This is a genomic window from Streptomyces sp. CNT372 (assembly GCF_000377145.1).
The window spans coordinates 377,163-400,657 of the sequence record NZ_KB897778.1 but is presented as its reverse complement, the minus strand read 5'-3'; the positions used below and the strand labels follow the sequence as shown (position 1 = coordinate 400,657).

14 protein-coding genes and 1 pseudogene are annotated in these 23,495 nt (G+C 76.1%); 12 read left to right on the top strand and 3 right to left on the bottom strand.

What is annotated here, in order from left to right; genetic code table 11:
- Position 1 precedes the first annotated feature (1 nt).
- On the bottom strand, positions 2-2,368 hold the full coding sequence (gene malQ, locus C593_RS0107060; RefSeq protein WP_018846596.1) for a 4-alpha-glucanotransferase: 2,367 nt from the start codon (positions 2,366-2,368) through the stop codon (positions 2-4).
- Positions 2,369-2,689: 321 nt separating this feature from the next.
- A complete protein-coding gene (locus tag C593_RS0107055) occupies positions 2,690-2,959 on the bottom strand; it encodes a hypothetical protein (RefSeq protein ID WP_018846595.1) in 270 nt (89 codons plus the stop codon).
- A gap of 301 nt (positions 2,960-3,260) precedes the next feature.
- Here C593_RS0107055 and C593_RS0107050 point away from each other — a divergent pair, with 301 nt between their 5' ends.
- Complete coding sequence (locus C593_RS0107050) at positions 3,261-6,281, top strand: beta-N-acetylglucosaminidase domain-containing protein (RefSeq protein WP_018846594.1); 3,021 nt, start codon at positions 3,261-3,263, stop codon at positions 6,279-6,281.
- Positions 6,282-6,562: 281 nt separating this feature from the next.
- Here the strand turns inward: C593_RS0107050 and C593_RS0107045 are convergent, their stop codons facing one another.
- On the bottom strand, positions 6,563-7,099 hold the full coding sequence (locus C593_RS0107045; protein ID WP_018846593.1) for an HNH endonuclease: 537 nt from the start codon (positions 7,097-7,099) through the stop codon (positions 6,563-6,565).
- 251 nt (positions 7,100-7,350) lie between these two features.
- On the opposite strand from C593_RS0107045, the gene C593_RS0107040 reads away from it, so the two are divergent.
- The 11 genes and pseudogenes from C593_RS0107040 to C593_RS0106985 all read left to right on the top strand — a co-directional run bounded on the left by C593_RS0107040 (position 7,351) and on the right by C593_RS0106985 (position 23,480).
- Positions 7,351-8,418, top strand: coding sequence for a mechanosensitive ion channel family protein (locus C593_RS0107040; RefSeq protein ID WP_018846592.1), 1,068 nt, complete (start codon positions 7,351-7,353; stop codon positions 8,416-8,418).
- A 217-nt stretch (positions 8,419-8,635) separates the two neighbouring features.
- Complete coding sequence (locus C593_RS0107035) at positions 8,636-9,838, top strand: ROK family transcriptional regulator (protein WP_018846591.1); 1,203 nt, start codon at positions 8,636-8,638, stop codon at positions 9,836-9,838.
- A gap of 105 nt (positions 9,839-9,943) precedes the next feature.
- Positions 9,944-10,171 (top strand): annotated as a pseudogene (locus C593_RS31370) (carbohydrate ABC transporter permease); the annotation flags it as partial.
- Between the two features lie 6 nt (positions 10,172-10,177).
- Complete coding sequence (locus C593_RS0107025) at positions 10,178-11,443, top strand: 6-phospho-beta-glucosidase (protein WP_026277435.1); 1,266 nt, start codon at positions 10,178-10,180, stop codon at positions 11,441-11,443.
- The gene (locus C593_RS0107020) at positions 11,434-12,420 is read left to right on the top strand and encodes a BadF/BadG/BcrA/BcrD ATPase family protein (RefSeq protein WP_018846588.1); all 987 of its coding nucleotides are present in this window, start codon (positions 11,434-11,436) and stop codon (positions 12,418-12,420) included. Before C593_RS0107025 ends, C593_RS0107020 begins: the two co-directional genes overlap by 10 nt.
- Positions 12,421-13,480: 1,060 nt before the next feature.
- Positions 13,481-14,878, top strand: coding sequence for a hypothetical protein (locus C593_RS0107015; protein ID WP_026277434.1), 1,398 nt, complete (start codon positions 13,481-13,483; stop codon positions 14,876-14,878).
- A 17-nt stretch (positions 14,879-14,895) separates the two neighbouring features.
- Positions 14,896-15,939 carry a glutamate ABC transporter substrate-binding protein gene (locus tag C593_RS0107010; RefSeq protein WP_018846586.1) on the top strand — a complete coding sequence of 348 codons (1,044 nt, stop codon included), beginning with the start codon at positions 14,896-14,898 and terminating at the stop codon, positions 15,937-15,939.
- Positions 15,940-16,023: 84 nt separating this feature from the next.
- Positions 16,024-17,364, top strand: a complete 1,341-nt coding sequence (locus C593_RS0107005; protein WP_078521232.1) for a hypothetical protein — start codon at positions 16,024-16,026, stop codon at positions 17,362-17,364.
- Positions 17,361-19,937: a tetratricopeptide repeat protein gene (locus C593_RS29040; protein WP_078521230.1), complete on the top strand. Its 2,577-nt coding sequence runs from the start codon at positions 17,361-17,363 to the stop codon at positions 19,935-19,937. Before C593_RS0107005 ends, C593_RS29040 begins: the two co-directional genes overlap by 4 nt.
- A 552-nt stretch (positions 19,938-20,489) precedes the next feature.
- A complete protein-coding gene (locus C593_RS29035; RefSeq protein WP_078521270.1) occupies positions 20,490-21,896 on the top strand; it encodes a PP2C family protein-serine/threonine phosphatase in 1,407 nt (468 codons plus the stop codon).
- Between the two features lie 222 nt (positions 21,897-22,118).
- Positions 22,119-23,480, top strand: coding sequence for a VWA domain-containing protein (locus C593_RS0106985; RefSeq protein WP_018846581.1), 1,362 nt, complete (start codon positions 22,119-22,121; stop codon positions 23,478-23,480).
- Positions 23,481-23,495 lie beyond the last annotated feature (15 nt).

Here is a 23,495-nt window from a genome sequence, read left to right as displayed (position 1 = left end):
GTCACGGCCGCGCGCCCGGGGGTGCCGTAGGGGCCCCGGGGCCGGCCGGGACCGTGTCCGGGCGGCCGTCCCCGGCGCCCGTGCCGCCGCCCGTGAAGACGTCCAGAAGCCGGTGCAGCCGGGGCGAGGCGGCCAGGTCCTCCAGGGACACCGGGCGGCCCTCGGCGTCCGCGACGGGCAGCCGCCAGTTCGGGTACTGGTCCCAGGTGCCCGGCAGGTTCTGCGGACGCCGGTCGCCGACCGCGTCCGGCAGCCAGACGCCGACCATGCGGGCCGGGGTGCGCAGCAGATACCGGTAGACGGCGCGGATGCCGCCCTCCTCGTCGGCCGCGCCCTCCGGCAGCAGGCCGTCCCGCTCCAGGAGGTCCAGCCACTCGCGCACATCGGCCGTGTCCTCGGCGCGCTCCTCCTCCAGGGTGCGGGCCAGCAGCCCGAGCCGGTGCCTCAGGTCCACGTGGTCGCCGGTGAGCCGGGCCGCGGTGGACGGCAGGTCGTGGGTGGTGGCGGTCGCGACGCACCCCTCCCGCCAGCGTTCCGGCGCGAGCGGCCGCCCGTCGCCCGCCCAGTCGCGTTCGAACCAGAGCACGGAGGTGCCGAGGACACCGCGCGCCGACAATGCCTCCCGGACGCCCGGTTCGACCGTGCCGAGGTCCTCTCCTATGACGACGGCCCCGGCCCGGTGCGCCTCCAGGACCAGGACCGCGAGCATGGCCTCGGCGTCGTAGCGGACATAGGTGCCGTGGGTCGGCGGCTGCCCCTGCGGCACCCACCAGAGCCGGAACAGGCCCATGACGTGGTCGATCCGGAGCGCGCCCGCGTTGCGCAGCACACCCCGCAGCAGGCCCCGGTAGGGCGCGAACCCGGCGGCGGCGAGGGCGTCGGGGCGCCAGGGCGGCAGGCCCCAGTCCTGGCCGTGCGCGTTGAAGGCGTCCGGCGGGGCACCGACGGACATGCCCGCGGCGAACACGTCCTGCTGCGCCCAGGCGTCGGCCCCGCCCGGGTGCACGCCCACCGCCAGGTCGTGGACGACGCCCACGCCCATTCCGGCCTCGCGCGCGGCCCGGTCGGCGGCGGCGAGCTGGGCGTCCGTCAGCCAGGCCAGCCGGCAGTGGAAGTCCACCCGCTCGGTCAGCTCGCCCCGGGCCCGCGCGGACTCGGGGGAACGGGGGTCACGCAGCGCCTCGGGCCAGGCGCCCCACTCGGGGCCGTGCACCTCGGCGAGGGCGCACCACAGGGCGTGGTCCTCCAGGGCGCGGCCCTGCTCGGCGAGGAAGTCGCAGTAGGCGGCGTGGCGGCCGGGTCCGAGCGGCACGGTGTGCAGGATCTCCAGGGCCTCGCGCTTGAGCTCCCAGACGGCGTCCCGGTCGATCAGCGCGCCCTTGCGGAGCACGGACTCGCACAGCTCGGCGGCCTTCTCCCGCAGCTCCTCCAGCCGCTCGCGCTGCCGGGGGTCGGCGTGACCGTACTCGGGGACGTCCTCGATCCGCAGATGCACCGGGTCGGGGAAGCGCCGGGAGGAGGGACGGTACGGGGACGGATCACTGGGGGCGCCCGGGACACCCGCGTGCAACGGGTTCACCTGAACGAAGGACGCACCTAGGGCACGCCCGGACCAGGCGGCGAGTTCGGCGAGGTCCCCGAGGTCGCCCATGCCCCAGGAGCGCGCGGAGAGGAGGGAGTAGAGCTGGACGAGGAAGCCGTGCGAGCGGGCCCCGGGCACGGGGGCCCGGCTCGGCGCGACGACCAGGACCGCGTCCCCCCGGCGGCCGTCGGGCGTGACGGCCTCGACGCGGTGCACCCCGTACGGGAGGGCCGCCCAGGCGGCCGCGGCCCTCGTCCCGTCCGTGGTGTCCGCGTCCGCGGGGGCGGGCTTCCGCAGGGCTCCGCGCACCCGTCCGGCGCGGGGCGCGGCGGGGGCGGGAGGTGTGGCGGGAGCCAGGGGCGGGAGGTTGCGGGCCCCGCCGTCCTCCGTGGCGACCCGGAGGGTGGTACCGGCGGGCAGGGCGGCGAGCGCGGCGGGGAGGCCGGGGGGCGCGGCGGGGAGGTCATTGAGCGCGGCCGGCAGGCCGGGGGGCGCCACGGAGAGGTCGGGGGGCGCCGCGGGGAAGTCGGGGGGCGCGGCTCCGGCCCGGGCGTCGGGGCCGGGCGGGTCGCGCCAGAGGACGACGGTCGGCGGCAGCAGCCGTTCGGCGGCCGTCCGCTCCGCGCGGTCGAGGGACACCGCCACCGCCTCGGGTGTGGCGGCGTCGACCCCGAGCGCGGCGAGGACGGCGACGACGGTGTCGTCCGGGACCGTCTGCGTCACCCCCGCGGACGGCGAGAACGTGGTGGCGACGCCGTACAGCGCGGCGAGCCGGGCAAGGCCCATGCGGACTCCTCGTGGTCTCTCATTCGGATCAGGCCGGGTCGGTGAGCGGACTCCGGTGCCGCTATCGCGCGGCGGAGCGGGCCGTCGACGGCGGGGCAGCCCGAACGGGTGACGGGGGCGCGGAGCGGTCGCGCCACCCGGCGGTGCCACGGAGAGCCGAGCCACGGGGAGCAGAGCCCCGGCGTGCGGAGCCGCGAAGAGCGGTGCCCCGGCGCGCGGAGCCGGGTCACGCGGGCCCGGTGCACGCGGGCCCGGTGCACGCCGGCGCGCGTCACGCGCGCGCGGTCACCGCCCACCCGGTCACGATCCATACGAGAAGCCTCAGAATCCCGCGCTGTCGCCGCCGCCCGCCGTGGCCGGGGCGGTGGGCTCGCTGGTCAGGGGCGCGAGGTCGGCGAGCGGCGGCTCGCTGGTCAGGGGGGTGGTGTGGGCGAGGGGCGGCTCGCTGGTCAGCGGCGCGTCGTAGGCGAGGGGCGGCTCGGCGGTGAGGGGTGCGTCGGGCGCGAGCGGGCAGAGGGTCGGGATCTGCGTCTGCTGCGCCGGGACCTGTTTGGACAGCGCGTCGAGCAGCAGGTTCGCGGATACGGCCACGGTGAATCACTCCAAGCGGAACGTGAACGGTCGTGAACGGTCATGGGGGGCCTACCCAGCCGGCGCGACCGCAGACGTAACCAGCCGGCCAACGTGACCCGGGTCACAGATCGTTCGCCGCTCCGCCGGCAGACACCTGACGACGGACTCCGCTCCGATCATCCACCACATCCGGCATAAAGGTGCACAACGACCACGCGCATTGACACCCTCGCGGTCGTGGTGGTGGGCTCGCAGCCGACCGTGCGGCAAGGGGTGGGACCCATCGGCACGGGCTCGGCGCGGCAGAGAGGAGAGGGGCGTGCGGCACGCAGCAACGAGGCGGACGGCCGCGGCCGTCGCGGCGGCCGTCATCGGCGGCCTGCTGACCGGGGCCCCGAGCGCGACGGCCGATCCGTCGGCCCCCTCGGTGCCCCCGCCCGAGCCGCGCACCGCCCCGGAGGCGTACCCCACCGCCCCTCTGGTCCGCGCCGACGGCCGGGACGCGTCCGCGACGCCGTCCGTGTGGCCCCGCCCGCAGTCCCTGCGCACCGTCCACGCGCCCGTGCGGCTGGGCCCTGAGGCGACCCTCGCCGCCGCCCCGGACGCCGATCCGCACACGGTGGCGCTGGTGCGGGAGTTGCTGCGGCAGTCCGGGGTACGCACCGTGCACGAGCAACTGCCCGGCCGCGGTGTGCTGGTGCGCGTCGGCGGCCCGGAGGCGGCCGCGGCGCTGCGCGCCCTGCGCGCCCCGGAGCGCGGCGACCTGCCCGCGGGCGGATACCGCCTGGCGGTGGGCGCGGTGGACGGGCGCGGCACGATCGCCCTCGACGGCGACGGTGAGGACGGCCTCTTCCACGGCGCCCAGACCCTGCGTCAGCTCGTCGCCCTCGACGGCGACGGGGGTGCCGCCGTGCCGGGCGTGGTGGTGCGCGACTGGCCCGGCACCGCCGTACGCGGGATCACCGAGGGCTTCTACGGCCGCCCCTGGACGCGCGAACAGCGCCTGGCCCAACTGGACTTCCTGGGCCGCACCAAGCAGAACCGCTACCTCTACGCGGCGGGCGACGACCTCTACCGCCAGTCCATGTGGCGTGAACCGTACCCGGCCGCGCAGCGCGCCGAGTTCCGGGCGCTGGCCGAGCGGGCCCGGAGCAACCATGTCACCCTCGCCTGGGCGGTCGCTCCCGCACAGTCGATGTGCCTGGCCGACGACGGCGACGTCAAGGCGCTGACCCGCAAGATCGACGCGATGTGGGCCCTCGGGTTCCGGGCGTTCCAGCTCCAGTTCCAGGACGTCAGCTACACCGAGTGGCACTGCGACCGGGACGCGGAGACCTTCGGCTCCGGACCCCGGGCGGCGGCGAAGGCACAGGCACGGGTCGCCAACACCGTCGCGCGCCATCTGGCGGACCGTCACCCGGGCGCGGAGGCGCTGTCGGTGATGCCGACCGAGTACTACCAGGACGGGGCCACCGAGTACCGCACCGCCCTCGCGGGCGCGCTGGCGGACGGGGTGCGGGTGGCGTGGACGGGTGTCGGGGTGGTGCCGCGGACCATCACCGGCGGTGAACTCGCCGGTGTGCGGCGGGCGTTCGACGACCGTCCGCTGGTCACCATGGACAACTACCCGATCAACGACTACGCGCAGGACCGGCTCTTCCTCGGCCCGCTGACCGGCCGTGACCCGGCGGTGGCCACCGGCTCGGCGGTGCTTCTGGCCAACGCGATGGAGCAGGCGTCGGCCTCCCGGGTACCGCTGTTCACGGCCGCGGACTACGCGTGGAACCCGCGCGGGTACCGGCCCGGGGAGTCCTGGCGGGCGGCCCTGGACGAACTGGCGGGCGGGGACCGGGCGGCGCGCGAGGCGCTGGGGGTGCTGGCCGGGAACGGCGCGTCGTCGATCCTCTCCCCCGACGCCGAGTCCGCGTACCTGCGGCCGCTGCTGGACGCGTTCTGGGCGGCCCGCGCCGCCGGGGACGCCGGTGCCCGGGAGCGGTCGGCGGCCGCGCTGCGCACGGCGTTCACGGCGATGCGGGAGGCGCCGGCCCGGCTGCGGGAGGTCGACGGCGGGTCGCTGGCGCGCGAGTCGCGCCCCTGGCTGGACCAGTTGGCGCGCTACGGCACGGCGGGCGAGCTGGCCGTCGACATGCTCCGGTCCCAGTCGGCCGGGGACGGGCGCGCGGCCTGGCGGGCCTCGCTGGCGCTGGAACCGGTCCGGGACCGGATCGCGGGCAGCCGGGCGACGGTGGGCAAGGGCGTGCTGGACGCCTTCCTGGCGCGCGCGGAGAAGGAGTCCCGGGCGTGGACGGGCGCCGACCGGACGAGCTCCGGCGGGGCGGGGTCCGGCACGGGCGAGGTGCGACTGCCCCGGCCGCGTCCGGTGGCCGAGGTCACGGCGATGACCGAGCCCGCCGCCGCGTCGCGGGGCTGGGTCGAGGGCCATGTGCCGGGCGAGGGCTGGCGGCGGCTCGCCCCGCTGTCGGCGGACGGCTGGACCCAGACGGACACGGGCGGGCTGAGCGTGGACGGGCTGCGGGTCTCGGCGGACGAGGGCGAGACGGTGCCGGTCCGCGCCCTGGTCCCCTGGTTCGCGGACGAGCCCGCGGCCGGGCTGGCCCTGAAGCGGCCCCGGACCGAGGCGGAGATCGGCGGCGCTCCGGGCCGCACCGGGGTCGAGCTGACCGCGAAGCGGCCGGACGAGGTGCGGGGGGCGCTCACGGCGAAGCCGCCCAAGGGCATCGAGGTGAAGGTCCCGGAGCGCACCACGGTGCCGCGAGGGCTGCGGACCACCGTCCCGGTGGAGGTCACGGTCCCGGAGGGCACCCCGGCCGGCGAGTACGAGGTGCCGCTCTCCTTCGAGGGGCAGGAGGGCACCCTGACCGTCCGCGCCTCCCCGCGCACGGCCGGGCCGGACGTGGCCCGGGCCCCGGGGGCGTCGGTGTCCGCGTCGAGCGAGGAGACCGCGGACTTCCCGGCGTCGGCGGCGGTGGACGGCGACGCCGCCACCCGCTGGTCCTCGGCCGCCGGCCCGAGCGCCTGGTGGCAGGTGGAGCTGCCCCGCCCCGAGCACCTCGGCCGGGTCGTCCTGCACTGGCAGGACGCGTACGCGACGAAGTACCGCATACAGGTCTCCGCGGACGGACGCGTCTGGCGCACGGCGGCCACGGTGACGGACGGCCGGGGCGGCCGCGAGGCGGTGGGCATCGACGCGAGGGGCACCCGTTTCCTGCGTGTCCAGGGCGACGAGCGGGCGACGGAGTACGGCTACTCCCTCTTCTCGGCGGAGGCGTACGCGGTCGCCCCGAAGAAGCCGTCACCCCCGGCCGACGCCCCGGACTGACCGGGCCCGCGGGCGGGCGCCGGGGCGCGTCGACCAGGGCCACCAGGCCGCGCGGGGCAGGCAGCGCGCGAGCGCCCGGCGGGGGCGGCGCGCCCCCACACGCCCGGACCGGCGCCCGGACCGGCGAACGCCCCCTGGGCAGGCGCGCCCCGCGCCTGCCCGGACGAACGCCCCCACCGCGGCGGGGGCTGGGGTGCGGCTCGGAACGAGGGGCCGGAGTGGCCCGGGACACGCGGGCCGCCGAGGGTACGGCCCGGACCACGGACGCGGCGGAAGCCGCGCTACGCGGAGACGCCGTCGATGCGGGCCATGGCGTCGTCCGCGCCGTAGGGCTGGAGGTAGGGGAGCCAGCGCGGATCGCGGTGGCCCGTGCCGATGATGCGCCAGGCGAGGCCGCTCGGCGGGGCGGGCTGGTGGCGCAGGTGCCAGCCGAGCTCCCGCAGGTGCCGGTCCGCCTTGACGTGGTTGCAGCGGCGGCAGGCCGCCACCACGTTGTCCCAGACGTGCTGTCCCCCGCGGCTGCGCGGAACGACGTGGTCGACGCTGGTTGCGACGCCACCGCAGTACATGCAGCGCCCGCCGTCGCGGGCGAAGAGCGCTTTGCGGGTAAGAGGAACGGGCCCCCGGTAGGGGACCCGGACGAACCGCTTGAGCCGGACCACACTGGGCGCGGCGACGACGCGGGTCGCACTGTGCAGGAAGGCGCCGGACTCCTCCAGACAGAGGGCCTTGTTCTCGAGGACGAGGACGAGCGCGCGGCGGAGCGGTACGACGCCGAGCGGCTCGTACGACGCGTTGAGGACCAGGACATGCGGCACGGATGCCTCCTTGTACGCCGGCGGCGCGTGGCTCGCGCCGGGACGATCTCCCTTCAGTTTCGCCTCATGGCGCCTCGGAACGCCACCACGTCCGTGTAACGGGCCGGAGGTGTTTTCCACCACAGGTGGTTCCGCCCTTTTTCTCCCCGTGTCGTGAGCCTTGTCTCCTGTCGGCGCGAACGCGTCGGTAGGGCCTCCGGCCGCCGCTAGCCTTGTCGAGGCTCGCCTTTACACGCCCTGGAGGTTCCCTCGTGACCGCGTTCTGGTCCGCCGTCGGCGCGGACGCCGACCCCACGACCCCTCCCGTCACCCTCGACGAAGCCGCCAAGAGAGCGACGGACGCCGCGGGGTGGGTGGAGCAGAACTGGGCCGACTGGCTGAACACGGGACTGCGGATCGCGCTGATCCTCGCCGTGGCCCTGACCCTGCGGATGCTGGTGCGCCGCGCGCTGACCAAGCTCATAGACCGGATGAACCGGTCCGCGCAGGCCGTGGAGGGCACCGCCCTGGGCGGTCTGCTGGTCAACGCCGAGCGGCGCCGGCAGCGCTCGGAGGCCATCGGCTCGGTGCTGCGCTCGATCGCGTCCTTCCTGATCCTGGGGACCGCGGGCCTGATGGTCCTGGGCGCGTTCAACATCAATCTGGCGCCCCTGCTCGCCTCCGCGGGTGTCGCGGGTGTGGCGATCGGTTTCGGCGCGCGCAACCTGGTCACGGACTTCCTCTCCGGCGTGTTCATGATCATGGAGGACCAGTACGGGGTCGGTGACTCGATCGACGCGGGCGTGGCGTCCGGCGAGGTCATCGAGGTCGGACTGCGGGTGACCAAGCTGCGCGGCGACAACGGGGAGATCTGGTACGTCCGCAACGGCGAGATCAAGCGGATCGGGAACCTCAGCCAGGGCTGGGCGACCGCCGCCGTGGACGTCACCGTCGGCTCCGGCGAGGACCTGGACCAGGTCAAGTCCGTGATCTCCGAGGTCGCGGACGATCTGGCGAAGGCCGAGCCGTGGAACGAGCAGCTGTGGGGCCCGGTCGAGGTGCTGGGCCTGACCGAGGTGCTGCTGGACTCGATGACGTTCCGCGTCGCGGGCAAGACCATGCCGGGCAAGGCCCTCGGGGTGGAGCGGGAGCTGCGCTGGCGGATCAAGCGGGCGTTCGACGCGGCGGGCATCCGGATCGTCGGCGGGCTGCCGCAGGCGGCCGAGGAGGCGGCGGCCGACCCGACGGCCGCGATGGCCGCGCCCTCCGCGTTCGCCTCGCAGATCTCCCCGCAGTCCATGGCGGCGTCGCCGATACCACCGCCCTCCCTGTCGAAGTAGGGCAGGAGCGCGGCGGCCCGAGGTCCGCCCCCGTCAATGGCACACGCCCCCGGACAACGAAGGAGTTGTCCGGGGGCGTGTGCCATTGACGGGGGCGGGCGGTGCGCCGTACCTTCCCCCCATCGAACAGGAAAGTTTCCTAACAGTGCACCCGCACACCCGTGCACCCGCACACCCGTGCACCCGTGCACCCGTGCACCCGGACAGGGAGAACGCCATGGCCGGTACCACCCCCGGGACCCCCCGGGTCCTGCGGGCCATGAACGACCGGGCCGCGCTCGATCTGCTCCTGGAGCACGGCCCCCTGTCCCGGACCCGGATCGGCAAGCTCACCGGCCTGTCCAAGCCCACCGCCTCCCAGCTGCTCGCCCGGCTGGAGGCCGCGGGGCTCGTCGTCGTCACCGGCACCACCGAGGGACGGCCCGGCCCCAGCGCCCAGCTCTACGCGGTCAACCCCCGCGCCGCGTACGCCGCCGGGCTCGACGTCACCCCGCTGCGCATCCGGGCCGCCGTCGCCGACGTCACCGGCGCGGTCGCCGGGGAGTTCGAACTGGCCACCCCCGGGCGGCGCGCGGACGGCGTGGTGCGCCAGGTCACCGAGGCCCTCGACGGGGCGGTGAAGGCGGCCGGCGTCACCCGCGCCGACGTCCACCGCCTGGTGGTCGGCACCCCCGGCGCCTTCGACCCGTCCACCGGGCGGCTGCGCTACGCCTCCCACCTGCCCGGCTGGCACTCCCCCACCCTGCTCGACGAGCTGGCCGCGGCCCTGCCTATGCCCGTCGAGTACGAGAACGACGTGAACCTGGCCGCCGTCGCCGAACAGCGCCTCGGGGCCGCCCGCGGCCACGAGAACTTCGTGCTGCTCTGGAACGAGGAGGGCCTCGGCGCCGCCGTCGTCATCGGCGGCCGGCTGCACCGGGGCTCCACCGGCGGCGCGGGCGAGGTGGGCTTCCTTCCGGTGCCCGGCGCGCGGCTGGTCCGGCAGGTCGCCAAGGCCAACAGCGGCGGCTTCCAGGAACTGGCCGGCGCCCAGGTCCTCCCCCGGATCGCCCGGGACCTCGGCATCGCGGACATCGGCAGCGGCCCGCACGCCGAAGTGGCCGCCGCCCTGCTCGCCCGCGCCGCCGAGTCGGACACCGGCGCCCAGGGCGCCCTGCTCGACGCCTGTGCCACCGGCCTCGCGACCGGTCTCGCCTCGCTGGTCGCGGTGCTCGACCCGGAGCTCGTCGTCCTCGCCGGCGAGGTGATCGCCGCCGGCGGGGAGCCGCTGCTCACCCGGGTGCGGGCCGAACTGACCGAGCTGGCCGCGCCCCGCCCGAAGCTGGTCGCCGGGTCGGTTCGGCACGGCCCGGTGCTGCGCGGCGCCCTGGAGACCGCGCTCGCCGCCACCCGCGACGAGGTCTTCGACACCACCCGCTGACCCCCGCGCCCGCCCCGCCTCCCCTCAGGCCCTGCCACCGCCCGCCGCAAGTCCCGTCCCGCCCACTGTGAGTCCCCGCCCCGCCGGAGCCCCTCCCCATCCCCCTTCCTCTCTTGCTGGAACGACTGCTTCGGACCGCAGATCCACGCCTCCGAGAACCCGGCCGCCTGGACCCCGAGCTACGGCCTGGAGTCCTTCAAGGGCGCCTGCCGGACCGACTGGAACCTGACCATGACCGCCACCGTTCTGATCACCACGCCGGTGATCACGGTCTTCTTCTTCGCGCACAAGGCCCTCACCGAGGGCGTCACACCGACCGGAGTGAAGGGCTGAGGGCTCATGAAACTCGCTGTAGTGGGGGGCGGTTCCACCTACACCCCCGAGCTGATCGACGGCTTCGCGCGGATGCGCACCACCCTGCCGATCACCGAACTGGTCCTGACCGACCCGGACACCCACCGGCTGGAGCTGGTCGGCGGCCTCGCCCAGCGGATCTTCGCCCGGCAGGGACACCCCGGCCGGATCACCACCACCGCCGACCTGGACGCGGGCGTCGACGGCGCGGACGCCGTCCTCCTCCAGCTGCGCGTCGGCGGCCAGGCGGCCCGCGAACGGGACGAGACCTGGCCCCTGGAGTGCGGCTGCGTCGGCCAGGAGACCACGGGCGCGGGCGGGCTGGCGAAGGCCCTGCGCACCGTCCCCGTGGTCCTGGACATCGCCGAACGGGTGCGCCGGGCCAGCCCGGACGCCTGGATCATCGACTTCACCAACCCGGTCGGCATCGTCACCCGCGCCCTGCTGGCGGCCGGGCACAAGGCGGTCGGGCTGTGCAACGTGGCCATCGGCCTCCAGCGCAAGTTCGCCAAGCTCCTCGACGTGCGGCCCGCCGACGTGCACCTGGAGCACGTCGGACTGAACCACCTCACCTGGGAGACCGGCGTCCGCCTCGGCGGGCCCGACGGCGCCGACGTCCTGCCGAAGCTGCTCACCGAGCACGGCGACACCGTCGCCTCCGATCTGCGCCTGCCCCGCGCCCTGCTGGACCGGCTCGGCGTGGTCCCCTCCTACTACCTGCGCTACTTCTACGCGCACGACGAGGTGGTGGAGGAGCTGCGCACCAAGCCCTCACGAGCCGCCGAGGTCGCGGCCATGGAGAGGCGGCTCCTGGAGATGTACGCGGACCCGGCCCTGGACGAGAAGCCGGAGCTGCTGGCCGAGCGGGGCGGGGCGTTCTACTCGGAGGCCGCCGTGGACCTGGCGGCGGCGCTGCTGGGCGGGGGCGGCAGCCCGGTGCAGGTGGTGAACACCCTCAACCGGGGCACGCTGCCCTTCCTCCCGGACGACGCGGTGGTCGAGGTGCAGGCCCGGGTGGGCCGCGAGGGCGCCGCCCCGCTGCCGGTGGCCCCGCTCGACCCCCTGTACGCGGGGCTGATCGCGAACGTGACCGCGTACGAGGACCTGGCGCTGCGGGCGGCCCTGCACGGCGGCCGGGAGCGGGTGTTCGCCGCCCTCCTCGCCCATCCGCTGATCGGCCAGTACGCGTACGCGGACCGGCTGACGGACCGTCTGATCGCACACAACCGGGAGCATCTGACGTGGGCCTGAGAGCCGCGGTCCTCGCCCTGGACGCGGGGAACAGCAAGACCGACGCGGCCCTCGTCGCCGCCGACGGCACGGTCCTGGGCACCGGGCGGGCGGGCGGCTTCCAGCCACCGGTGGTCGGGGTGGCGGCGGCCGTGGACGTGCTCGCGGAGGCGGTCGGCGGGGCGCTGGCCGCCGCGCGGGCGGCGGGGACGCCGGTCGAGGGGGCCGGGCATGTCTCGGCGGCCCTGGCCAACGCGGATCTGCCGGTGGAGGAGGCGGAGCTGACCGCCGCCGTGCACGCGCGGGGCTGGGGCCGCACCACCGAGGTCCGCAACGACACCTTCGCGGTGCTGCGGGCCGGGGTGGACGAGCCGCGCGGGGTCGCGGTGGTCTGCGGGGCGGGCATCAACTGCGTGGGCATGCTGCCCGACGGGCGCACCGCCCGCTTCCCGGCGCTCGGGAAGATCTCCGGCGACTGGGGCGGGGGCGGCGGGCTCGCCGACGAGGCCCTGTGGTGCGCGGCACGGGCCGAGGACGGCCGGGGCGAGGCGTCGGCGCTGGCACGGGAGCTTCCGGCGCACTTCGGGCTGGGCTCGATGCGGGAGCTGATCGAGGCGCTGCACCTGGGGCGGGTGCCGTTGACCCGGCGGCACGAGCTGGTACCGCTGCTGTTCGCGGCGAGCGCGGCCGGGGACCCGGTGGCGCGATCGCTGGTGCGGCGGCAGGCGGAGGAGGTCGTCGCGATGGCCGTGGTCGCGCTGCGGCGGCTGGAACTCCTGGACGAGGTGGTTCCGCTGGTCCTGGGCGGCAGCGTCCTCGCCGCCCGGCACCCGCAGTTGGACGCCGACCTCACCGAACTGCTGGCGCTGCGGGCCCCCAAGGCGGTGATCCGGGTGGTGACGGCCCCTCCGGTACTGGGCGCGGCCCTCCTGGGCCTGGACCGCACGGGGGCGGCCCCGGGGGCGGCGGGGGCACTGCGGGCGCGCTACGAGGGGTGAGCCGGGGGGTACCCGGGCCCGCCCGGGGGGTGCGTCCGGTGGCCCGGCAGCACGCCCCGGGTGCCCCCGGGCCCGGGCGGGGGCCGGCCTTCGGCGGTCCGATGAAGTCCCTGTCTCCCGAGCCGTTGCCGGGGCGCCGGGTGCCGCCGGGCCCCCGGGCCACCGGGCCGGTACTCGGCGGCCTGGTCCCGGGTGCGACGGCCGACCTTCGGCGGTCCGATGAAGTCCCTGTCTCCCGAGCCGGGTTGCCGGGGCCCCGGGCCACGGAGGCAGGGCTGCGGTGGCCCTGGTTCGCCCGGTCGGGGTTGGCCGAGGAACCGCCGACCGGGGTCAGCCTTCAACACCCCGGCGAGTCCCGACCCTCCGGGGCCGGACCCCCGAGGCCGGGCGGGGGCTGACCTCCAGCGACCCGATCAGTACCGGCCTCCCGAGCCGGGTTGCCGGGGCGCGCCCGGGCCCGCCAAGGCCGGCCTTCGGCGGTCCGATCGCGCCCCGGCCTCCGGGGGCAGTGCTCGGCGGCCCGCTCCCGCCCGATCGGAGCGGCCTCCGGCGGCCCGCTGAAGTCCCGCTCTCCCGGGTCCACGGGCGCCTGGGTGCCGCCGGGCGCCCGGGCCGCTGCTCGACCGCCCCGTTCCGGGCCCGGTGGCCCGGGAGGCGGGCCGTGATCAGCCGTCAGCGGCCGATCTCGTCCCGGCCTTCAGGGCCGGATGCCCGCATCCCCGGCCCGGCAAGGCCGGGGATGCGGTGGCCGGGCGAGGGCCCGGGCCCGGGGGGCCGGCCGGGACCCCCGGGTCCCGGCCTCCGGTTCCCGCGGACCCGCGGAACCCCGGCTGGATTCACCCGTTCGGCGGGAACCGGGCGCGCGCGGCGCACGTATTCACTGTGGGGACGCGGTGGGGAGTCGGACCTGGCACGACGGCGGTCGCCGCCGGGGCCGGGCGAGGAGCAAGATCCAGTCAATTGTGGTGTGAAGGAGTCCCCTGCGGCCATACTGCTGGCCGGGAGTCATCCCAGGACCCGCCGGGGGGCGGGCCGTCAGCGACCGAGGGGGAGAGGTCTCGTGACACACCCGCCGAGCGTGGGCGCGGCGCCCACGCCGCCCCCCGCCGCCGTGCCCGCGCCCGCGCGCCCACCGGGCGGTCCCGCCCAGGGGCCGGGCCCCTGGGCGGAGTTCCGCCGGCGGCTGCGCGCCGCCGCGACCACCGAGCCGGGCCGGCTCCAGATCATCGGCGCGGTACTCGCCGCGCTGATGGTGGTGTTCGGCGCGGTCACCGCCTTCGAGGTCTCCGACCGGGCGTCCGCCGCGCACGACGTGGTGGAGCGCAGCCAGCCGCTCAGCCAGGACGCCGCCTCGGTCTACCGCTCCCTCGCCGACGCCAACACGGCCGCCTCCACCGGCTTCCTGGCCGGCGCCGAGGAGCCCGCCGCCGTCAAGAAGCGGTACGAGCAGGACATCGCCCGCGCCTCCCGGCTGCTGGTCACCGCGGCCACACACACCGACGGCACCAGCGAGTCCGGCCGCCAGATCGCCTACCTCAACGAGCATCTGCCCCGGTACACGGGCCTGATCGAGACCGCCCGCGCCAACAACCGCCTCGGCCGCCCCCTCGGCGGCGCCTACCTGCGGTACGCGAACGACCTGATGACCCGGGACCTGCTGCCCGCCGCGCAGAAGCTGCACCGGGCCGAGTCCCACCGGCTGAAGGCGGACTACGACGACGCCCGCTTCTGGCCCCTGCTGTCGGTGGCCACCGGGGTCCTCGCCCTCTCCGTCCTCGGCTGGGCCCAGCGGCGCAACTACCGCCGCACCAACCGCGTCTTCAACCACGGGCTGCTCGCCGCCACCGTCGCCTGCGCCCTGGTCCTGCTGTGGATGACCGGCGCCCAGGCCCTCGCGAGCGCCCGGCTGAACGACGCCGAGGTGCACGCCCAGCGCTCGCTGAACGTCCTCAACGAGGCCCGGATCAACGCCCTCCAGGCCCGCGCCAACGAGAACCTCACCCTGGTCGCCCGCGGCGCCGTCCTCACCGACGACGGCAAGGACGACAAGTACGCGGCGGAGTACGGCCAGACCATGGGCTGGCTGGACGACTCCCTGGAGCTGGCCCTGCGCCACGCGGACGACGACGAGGGCCGCCGCCCCGTCGAGCAGGCGATACGCGCGGTCGGCGACTGGCAGGAGCGGCACGCCGAGGTCGCCCGCTCCGACCAGGGCGGCGACTACGAGGGCGCGCTGCGCAAGGTGATCGGCGCCGAGGGCTCCACCACCGAGTCCTTCGACGCGGTGGACGCGGCACTCGCCGAGGCGCTGAAGCACGAGCAGCACGAGTTCACCGAGGCGGCGAAGGGCGGGCGCGCGGCCCTGACCGGGCTGGCCGCCGGCGCCGCGCTGCTGGCCGTGCTGGGCGCGGTCGCCGCGATCCTCGGCATCAACCGCAGACTGTCGGAGTACCGGTGAGGGAGGGGAGGCGAACGATGGAGGACCACGGCACGGCCGGCCGTCCGCTGCGGCGCGGGCTGCGCGGCTGGGGCGGCGTCGCCACGATGGCCGCCGCCTGCGCGCTGACGGCCGCCGCCACCCTGCTGCCGCTGTCCCACGGCGCCGCGGACGCCCTGAGCGCCGGACCGGCCGCCCCACAGAGCGCGGCCGCGCCGCAGCGGGCGGACGACTGCGAGGACCCGGAGGCGTCCCTGCGGCCCTCCGCGGCCGGCGGACCGAACATCGACGCCATCAAGGAGCGCGGCAAGCTCATCGTCGGCGTCGACCAGAACAGCTACCGCTGGGGCTACCGCAAGCCCGCCGAGGGGCCGGACCAGCCGTCCGACCTGGAGGGCTTCGACATCGACCTGGCCCGCGCCATAGCGCAGGACATCCTCGGCAGCCCCGACGCGGTCATCTTCCGCGCGATACCGACCAACCAGCGCATCCCCGCGCTGGAGAGCGGCCGGGTGGACGTCGTGGTGCGCACCATGACGATCAGCTGCAGCCGTATCGAGCAGGTCGCCTTCTCCACCGCGTACTTCCAGGCGGGCCAGCAGGTCCTGGCGCCCAAGAGCTCCCCGATCACGGGGTACGACGAGAGCCTGGCGGGCAAGCGGGTCTGCTCCGCCGAGGGCTCCACGGCGTACGAGGCCCTGGAGAAGAACAGCTTCGGCGCGGTCTTCCAGGACGAGCACGACGGGCAGCCCGGGGACGAGGACCTGCTCACGGTGCCGAACCAGCTCGACTGCCTGGTCCGGCTCCAGCTCGGCCTGGTGGACGCGATCGTCACCGACAACGCCCTGGCCGCCGGGCAGGCCGCGCAGGACCCGTCGATCGAGCTGAAGGGCGACAAGCCGTTCACCACCGAGTACTACGGGGTCGCCACCAAGCTGGGCAAGGACGACCTGGTGCGCCGGGTGAACCGGGTGCTGGAGGAGTACCGGAAGGGGGCCTGGACCGCCGCGTACGACAAGTGGCTCAAGGCCGACCTGCCCGGGATCAGCGGCCCGCCGCAGCCCACGTACCGGGACGGGTAGGGCTCGGGGCGCGGCGCACGACGGGACGGCGGCAGGACGGCAGGCGGCGCGGGCAGCGGGCCCGCACGGACGGAGAGGTGATCGATGGGAGTCGCGGGCCCCTTCCCGGATCCTGCGGGGACGCCCCACGGACCGGTGATGGACCGGGACGAGGCGGACCGCGCCCTGGCGCGGCTCGGCGCCGAGCACGAGGCGGTCGAGACCTCCCTCCTCGCGCTCCAGGAGCACGCCGGCCGCCGGCTTCTCGAAGGGGCCGAGCTGACCGGCGCGACCAAGGAGCGCTGGGCAGCGGCCGAGCAGTCGATCACCCTGCTGTGGACCTACTTCGACGCCTACACAGGGGCCCTCACCGCACTGCGTGAACTGCGTGCCCGCCGCCGCTGGTCCAGCCGCGAGGACCTGGTCGAGCTGACCGAGCGGCTGCGCGGCCGCAGCGTCACCGTGCCCGGACCGGCCGCGGCCCACCCCGGCCCGTCCCTGACCGGACCGGCGAGGCTGGCCGAGGAGTTCACCCTCCAGGAGCTGGTCGCCCGGATGAACGAGCTGTACGCGAGTTCCCTCGACACCATCATCACCGCGGACGCCGTCTGGTCGGCCCTGCCCGCCCGGATCGACCTGCTCGCCGCCGAGCTGCGCCGTACCCGCTCCCTCGCCCACTCGGTCGGGGTCCGCCCCGGCGAACACCCCGCGGGCGACGAACTGGAGTCCATCACCGAGGAGCTGACCGCGCTGCGGGCCGAGGTGCTCTCCGACCCGCTGGCGTTCTGGCGTCCCGCGCCCGGCAGTTCCGCCCCCGGCGGCGGCAGGCCGGACACCGGCCGCTACGACCGGGCGGCCCGCGCCCTGGAGGAGGTCCGCCGGGAGATCGAGGCCGTGCTCGGCGTCCGCCAGGACTCCGAGGAGCGGCTGATCCGGCTGCGGGACGTGCTCTCCCGCGCCGACCGGACCCTGAGCGAGGCCCGGGCCGCACGGGGCGAGGTGCTGGCGAAGATAGCCGCCTCCGAGGTCCCCGCCGTCAGCGGCCCGCCGACCGTCCTCCAGGAACGCCTGGCCGCCGCCGCCGAGTTCCGCCGGCACGCCCAGTGGCACCGGCTCTCCCCGCTGCTGGAGTCCCTGGAGCGGGAGGCGGAGGACGAACTGCACCGCGCCCGCGAGTCGCTGACCGCCGTCACCGCGCCGCTCGCGGTGCGCGCGGAGCTGCGCGGCCGGCTCGACGCCTACAAGGCGAAGGCGGCCCGGCACGGCACCGCGGAGGACCCCCTGCTGATCGAGCGGTACGACGCGGCCCGGCGCATGCTGTGGAGCGCGCCGTGCGACCTGCGCGCCGCCGAACAGGCGGTCCTGCGCTACCAGTACGCGGTCGCCGACGTGGTCGCGCCGAGAGCGGCCGGGCCCGCGCCCGAGGACCGCAGGGGGGACTCATGAGCGAGAACGGCACCTGCCAGCGCCCCGGCTGCGGTGGCTCCTACGAGGACATGGGCGGCGGCGAGCTGTACTGCGGCACCTGCGGGCTGGCACCCGTGGTGTCCGCCACCGGCATGGTGTCCTCCCCGCCGACCGGTATCGCGGCCGGCGGGCACGGCTCCTCGTCCGCGCGCGGCAGTTCGCGCTCCTCCCGGGCGTCGGCCCGCTCCTCGTCCTCCCGCCGTTCGGTCTCCGGCCGCCTCTCCCGCTCGCTGACGGGGAGCAGCACCTCGTCCCGTTCGGTGTCCGTGCGCAGTACGGGTTCCTCGACGGCCGCGTCCGGGCGGAACCGGCTGGGCGCGGGGCTGGTCGCCGTCCCGGACGTGCCCCGGCCCGACCCTCGGTCGGCGGTCATGGCGAACCCGGAGGTCCCGGAGCGCAAGCGGTTCTGCTCCCGCTCCGACTGCGGGGCGCCGGTGGGCCGCACCCGTGGCGAACGGCCCGGCCGCACCGAGGGCTTCTGCACCCGCTGCGGCCACCCGTACTCCTTCGTGCCCAAGCTGAAGTCCGGCGACATCGTGCACGGCCAGTACGAGGTGGTGGGCTGTCTGGCCCACGGCGGCCTGGGCTGGGTGTACCTGGCGGTGGACCGCGCGGTCTCCGACCGCTGGGTGGTCCTCAAGGGCCTGCTGGACACGGGCGACCAGGACGCCATGGCGGCGGCGATCTCCGAACGGCGCTTCCTCGCCGAGATCGAGCACTCCAACATCGTCCGCATCTACAACTTCGTGGAGCACCTCGACCAGCGCACCGGCTCCCTGGACGGCTACATCGTCATGGAGTACGTGGGCGGCAAGTCCCTGAAGGAGATCGCGAACGCGCGCCGCGGCCCGGACGGCCGGCGCGACCCGCTGCCGGTGGAGCAGGCGTGCGCGTACGGCATCGAGGCTCTGGAGGCGCTCGGCCACCTGCACAGCCGCAACCTCCTGTACTGCGACTTCAAGGTCGACAACGCGATCCAGCAGCAGGACCGGCTGAAGCTGATCGACATGGGCGCGGTCCGCCGGATGGACGACGAGGAGTCGGCGATCTACGGCACGGTCGGCTACCAGGCGCCGGAGGTCGCCGAGGTCGGCCCGTCCGTCGCCTCCGACCTCTACACGGTCGCGCGGACCCTCGCGGTGCTCACCTTCGACTTCCAGGGCTACACGACCCTCTTCACGGACTCCCTGCCCGACCCCGAGAACATCCCGGTGTTCCGGACGTACGAGTCGTTCTACCGGCTGCTGGTGCGGGCGACGGACCCGGACCCGGCGCGGCGGTTCGCCTCGGCCCAGGAGATGGCCGAACAGCTCACCGGGGTGCTGCGCGAGGTCGTCGCGATGCAGACGGGCCGGCCGCGGCCGGCGATGTCGACCCTCTTCGGCCCGGAACTGCGGGTACCGGACACGGTGCTGTTCGAGGAGCGGGCGGGCGAGGTCTCCGCGCTGGGCTCCCGGACCGGCGCCGGGCGGGACGCCGCCGGGCGGATGGGCGCGGGGGCGCGGGGGCCGGGCGGTCTGCCGGGCGTGCCCGCGCAGCGCGCGCCCGGCGCCGCCGGTGCGCCACCGGGCCTCCTCCCCTCCCCGTCCGCCGGGCGGCAGCCCGCCGCGCCGGACGTCCGGGCCGCCGTCCTGGCCCTGCCCGCCCCCCGGGTGGACCCGAACGACCCCAACGCCGGTTTCCTGGCGGGCCTGATGGCCGCCGCCCCGGCCGAGCTGATCACCGCCCTGCACGGCGTCCCCTCCTCGACGGAGACCCTGCTGCGCGAGCTGCGTGCCCGGCTGGAGACCGGCGACACGGCCTCGGCGGTGCGGGTGGTGGCCGCGCTGGAGAGCAGTCGTCCGGACGACTGGCGGGTCGTCTGGTACCGGGGTGTCACGGCCCTGGTGACCGGCGACCACGAGTCCGCAGCCCTGTCCTTCGACGCGGTGTACGACGCGTTCCCCGGCGAGTGCGCGCCGAAGCTCGCGCTGGGCCTGTGCGCGGAGGTGCTGGGCCAGCTGGACAACGCGGCGGACTACTACCGGCTGGTGTGGACGACCGATCCGTCCTATGTGAGCGCCGCGTTCGCGCTCGCCCGGGTCCAGATCGCGGCCGGGGACCGGGAGGGGGCGGTACGCACCCTGGAGTCGGTCCCGGAGGCGTCGATCCACTACACGGCCGCGCGGGTGGCGGCGGTCCGCTCCCGGCTGCGGGGCCGGGGCCCCCAGGAGCCGCTGCTGCACGACCTGGTGGCCGCGGGGGCGCAGGTCGAGGGGCTGGCCGGCTTCGGTCTCGACGCGGTGCGCCGGGAGCGGCTGGCGACGGAGGTCCTCGGGACGGCGCTCGACTGGGTACTCTCCGGAAGTCCCGGAGCCCTGCCGTCCGCCGCGACCGCTTCCGCAGGACCGAGCGCACCGACGGTGCTGCTCGGCAGTGAACTGGACGAGCGCGGCCTGCGCTTCGGACTGGAGCGCTCCTTCCGGGTCCTCGCCCGGCTCGCCCAGCACGGGGAGGAGCGGATGGAGCTGGTGGAGCGGGCGAACCGCTACCGCCCCCGGACGTGGGTGTGATTGATGGCGCGGATGCACCAGTCGGCCGAGGGGCGCGCCTGCCCCGGCTGCGAGGAGCCGGTCGAATCCGGCGACCGGTTCTGCGGAGCCTGCGGGTACGACCTGTCGGCCCTCCCGGCCCCGTCCCCGGACCGGCCCACCCTGCCGATCGGCACCCCGGTGGAGTGGCCGGAGGCCGACGGCACGGACACATCGGGCATGTCCCCGCCCACCCAGCGCCCGGGCGACCTCCCTGGCACGGACTCCGCCGGCGACGACCTGCCCCTGGCCCCGCCCGCGGTGCCCGCGGACGGCCCGGCCTCGCCGCCGGGCGGCCCGCTCGCCGGTCCGCCCCCGGCCCCGCGTAACGCCCCCGCCGGGGCGGCGCCCGCCCACGCGGCTTCCGCCCCCGCCGGCGGGCAGCCCTGTCCGTCCGCGCGCGCGACGACGGACAGTGGCACGGGGCCCGCCTCCCTTGCAGGGCCGGTGGCCGCGGGCCCCGCGCCGGCCGGCGGGCACGCCGGGACGGCGGCCGGGGCGTCCGGCACTTCCGGCGGGGCACCCGGCGGCCCGGTGCACACCGCTTCCGCGCGCGCGGACGGACAGCTCCCGGCGGCCGGGGCGGCGGCCTCCGGCACCGGGCCGGGCGTGGCGGCCGCGCACGCGCCGTACGCACCGCCCGGGCAGGCCCAACCGGCAGGCGACCGGCAGCCGACAGCCGGTGCGGCGGCCGCCGCAGGCACCCCGCTGCCCGCAGGCCCCGGCCCCTCCGCCGCTTCCGGCGGGGCACCCGCCGGGCCGGTGCACGCGCCTGCGGGGCCGGCGACCCCGGGCGCCGAGCCCGCGCAGGTGCCCGCTCCGACCCCGGGCGGGCGCCCCCTGCCGCCCGAGGCCGGGGTGGGCGGCCCCGCCGCTGCGGCGGTGCGGCACGACACGCCGCCCGGTGGGGACTTCGAACTGGCCGCTCCCGCGCCCGGGACGGCGACCGCCGTGGATCCGCGTGCCGCGCGGCCGCATGCCCCGGCCGGGGGACGGATGTGCGTCGCGTGCCGGGCCGGGCACGTCGATCCCGACGGGTACTGCGAGAACTGCGGCCACGCCCAGCCCCGCGAGCGCGACCACATGGAGCAGGAGCTCGGTTCGGTGGCCGCGGTCAGCGACCGCGGGCTGCGCCACCACCGCAACGAGGACTCGTTCGCCGTCTCCTCCACCGCCCTGCCGGACGGCTCCCCCGCCGTCGTCGCGTTCGTCTGCGACGGTGTCTCCTCGGCGACCCGCCCGGACGAGGCGTCCGCCGCCGCCGCCCGGGCCGCCAACGAGCGGCTGCTCGACGCCCTGCCCCGCGGCACCCACCCGCAGCAGGCGATGCACGAGGCGATCGTCGCCGCGTCCGAGGCGGTCAACTCCCTGGCCGGCGAGGGTGGTGCGGGCGAGGACCACGGCCGCCACCAGAACGCGCCCGCGTGCACCATCGTGGGCGCGGTCTCGGCCGGCGAGCTGCTGGTCGTCGGCTGGGTCGGCGACAGCCGCGCTTACTGGGTGCCGGACGACCGCGGCGGCCCGCCCGCGCGGCTCACCGAGGACGACTCCTGGGCCGCCCAGATGGTCGCGGCGGGCCTGATGAACGAGGCCGAGGCGTACGCGGACGAGCGGGCCCACGCCATCACCGGCTGGCTCGGCGCCGACGCGTACGAACTGGAGCCGCACACCGCCGCGTTCAAGCCCGACCGGCCGGGCGTGGTGGTCGTCTGCACCGACGGCCTGTGGAACTACGCCGAGGGCGCGCAGGACATGGCACGCGCCGTGCCCGCCGACGCGGCGCTGCGCCCGCTGCACAGCGCCCAGGCGCTGGTCGGCCACGCACTCGACAGCGGGGGCCACGACAACGTGACCGTGGCCGTGCTGCCGTTCGCCGTACCGCCGCCCGAGGGGGCCGCCCAGGAGTCCGCTGTCCAGGGGCCCGTCGCCGGAGGGGCCTGACCCGGCGGGGTCCGCCGCCGTCGCCGGACCCCGCCCCGACCACACCGCAGAGCACCGCAGAGCACCGCCGCAGAACAGCGCAGCGCAGCGCAGAACACCGCACCGCACCCGTCCGCACCGCATCGCACGCCGGCCGGGTCCCGCCCGTGTCCCCGTATGTGTCCGCCCGGTCGCGGACGTCCCCGGCGGACGTCGCCCGTGGAGCCACGAGGAGCCGATCAGATGGCCGTTTTCGCGAAGTCCCAGGTCCCGCAGTTCTCGGTCGAGGTGTACCAGAACCCCTACCTCCCGGAGGGGGGCCGCGAGGTCAACGCCATCGTCACCGTGTCCTCCACCGGCGGCGGCACGACCGGCGGCATCCCGTTCGCCGGGGCCTCGCCCACCGCGTCCGCCGTCCCCGGCCCCTCCGCTCCCCCGGCCGGTGTCGTCCTGATGGTCGACTGCTCGGGCTCGATGGACTACCCGCCCGCCAAGATGCGCAACGCACGGGACGCCACGGCCGCCGCCGTGGACACCCTGCGCGACGGCGTCGCCTTCGCCGTCGTGGCGGGCACCCACCAGGCCGTCGAGGTCTACCCCGGCAACGGCCGCCTCGCGGTGGCCGATCCGGCGACCCGGGCCCAGGCCAAGGAGGCGCTGCGCCGGCTCCAGGCGGGCGGCGGCACGGCCATCGGCACCTGGCTGCGGCTCGCCGACCGGCTGCTCGGCTCCGCCGGCGTCGCCATCCGCCACGGCATCCTGCTCACCGACGGCCGCAACGAGCACGAGTCGCCCGAGGACCTGCGGGCCACCCTGGACGCCTGCGCCGGCCGCTTCACCTGCGACGCCCGCGGGGTGGGCACCGACTGGGAGGTCAAGGAGGTCACCGGTATCGCCGCCGCCCTGCTGGGAACGGCCGACATCGTCGCCGATCCCGGCGGACTGGCCGCCGACTTCACGTCGATGATGGAGACCGCGATGGGCAAGGAGGTCGCGGACGTCGCGCTGCGGCTGTGGACGCCCGTGGGCGCGGAGACCGTCTTCGTCAAGCAGGTCGCGCCCACCGTGGCGGACCTCACCGCCCGCCGCACCGGCGCTGGTCCGCGCGCGGGCGACTACCCGACCGGGTCCTGGGGCGACGAGTCCCGCGACTACCACCTCTGCGTCCGGGTCAACGCGGCCGGGACGGGGCAGGAGATGCTCGCCGCCCGCGCCTTGTTGATCGTGCCCGCCGCCGACGGCGGCGCCCCGCTGGTGCTGGCCCAGGGTCTGGTGCGGGCGGTGTGGACGGACGACCTGGCCGCCTCCACCGCGATCAACGCGCAGGTCGCCCACTACACCGGCCAGGCCGAACTGGCCCAGGTCATCCAGCAGGGCCTCCAGGCCCGCAGATCGGGGGACTTCGACGGCGCGACGGCGAAACTGGGCCGGGCGGTGCAGCTCGCGGCCCGGTCCGGGAACGAGGACACTGCGAAACTCCTTTCGAAGGTGGTGGACGTCGTCGATGTGGCGACAGGTACTGTGCGACTGAAGGCGAAGGTGGCGGACGCGGACGAGATGACCCTCGAAACGCGCTCCACCAAGACCGTCCGTGTGAAGAAGTAGCGCACGAGCCCGCCC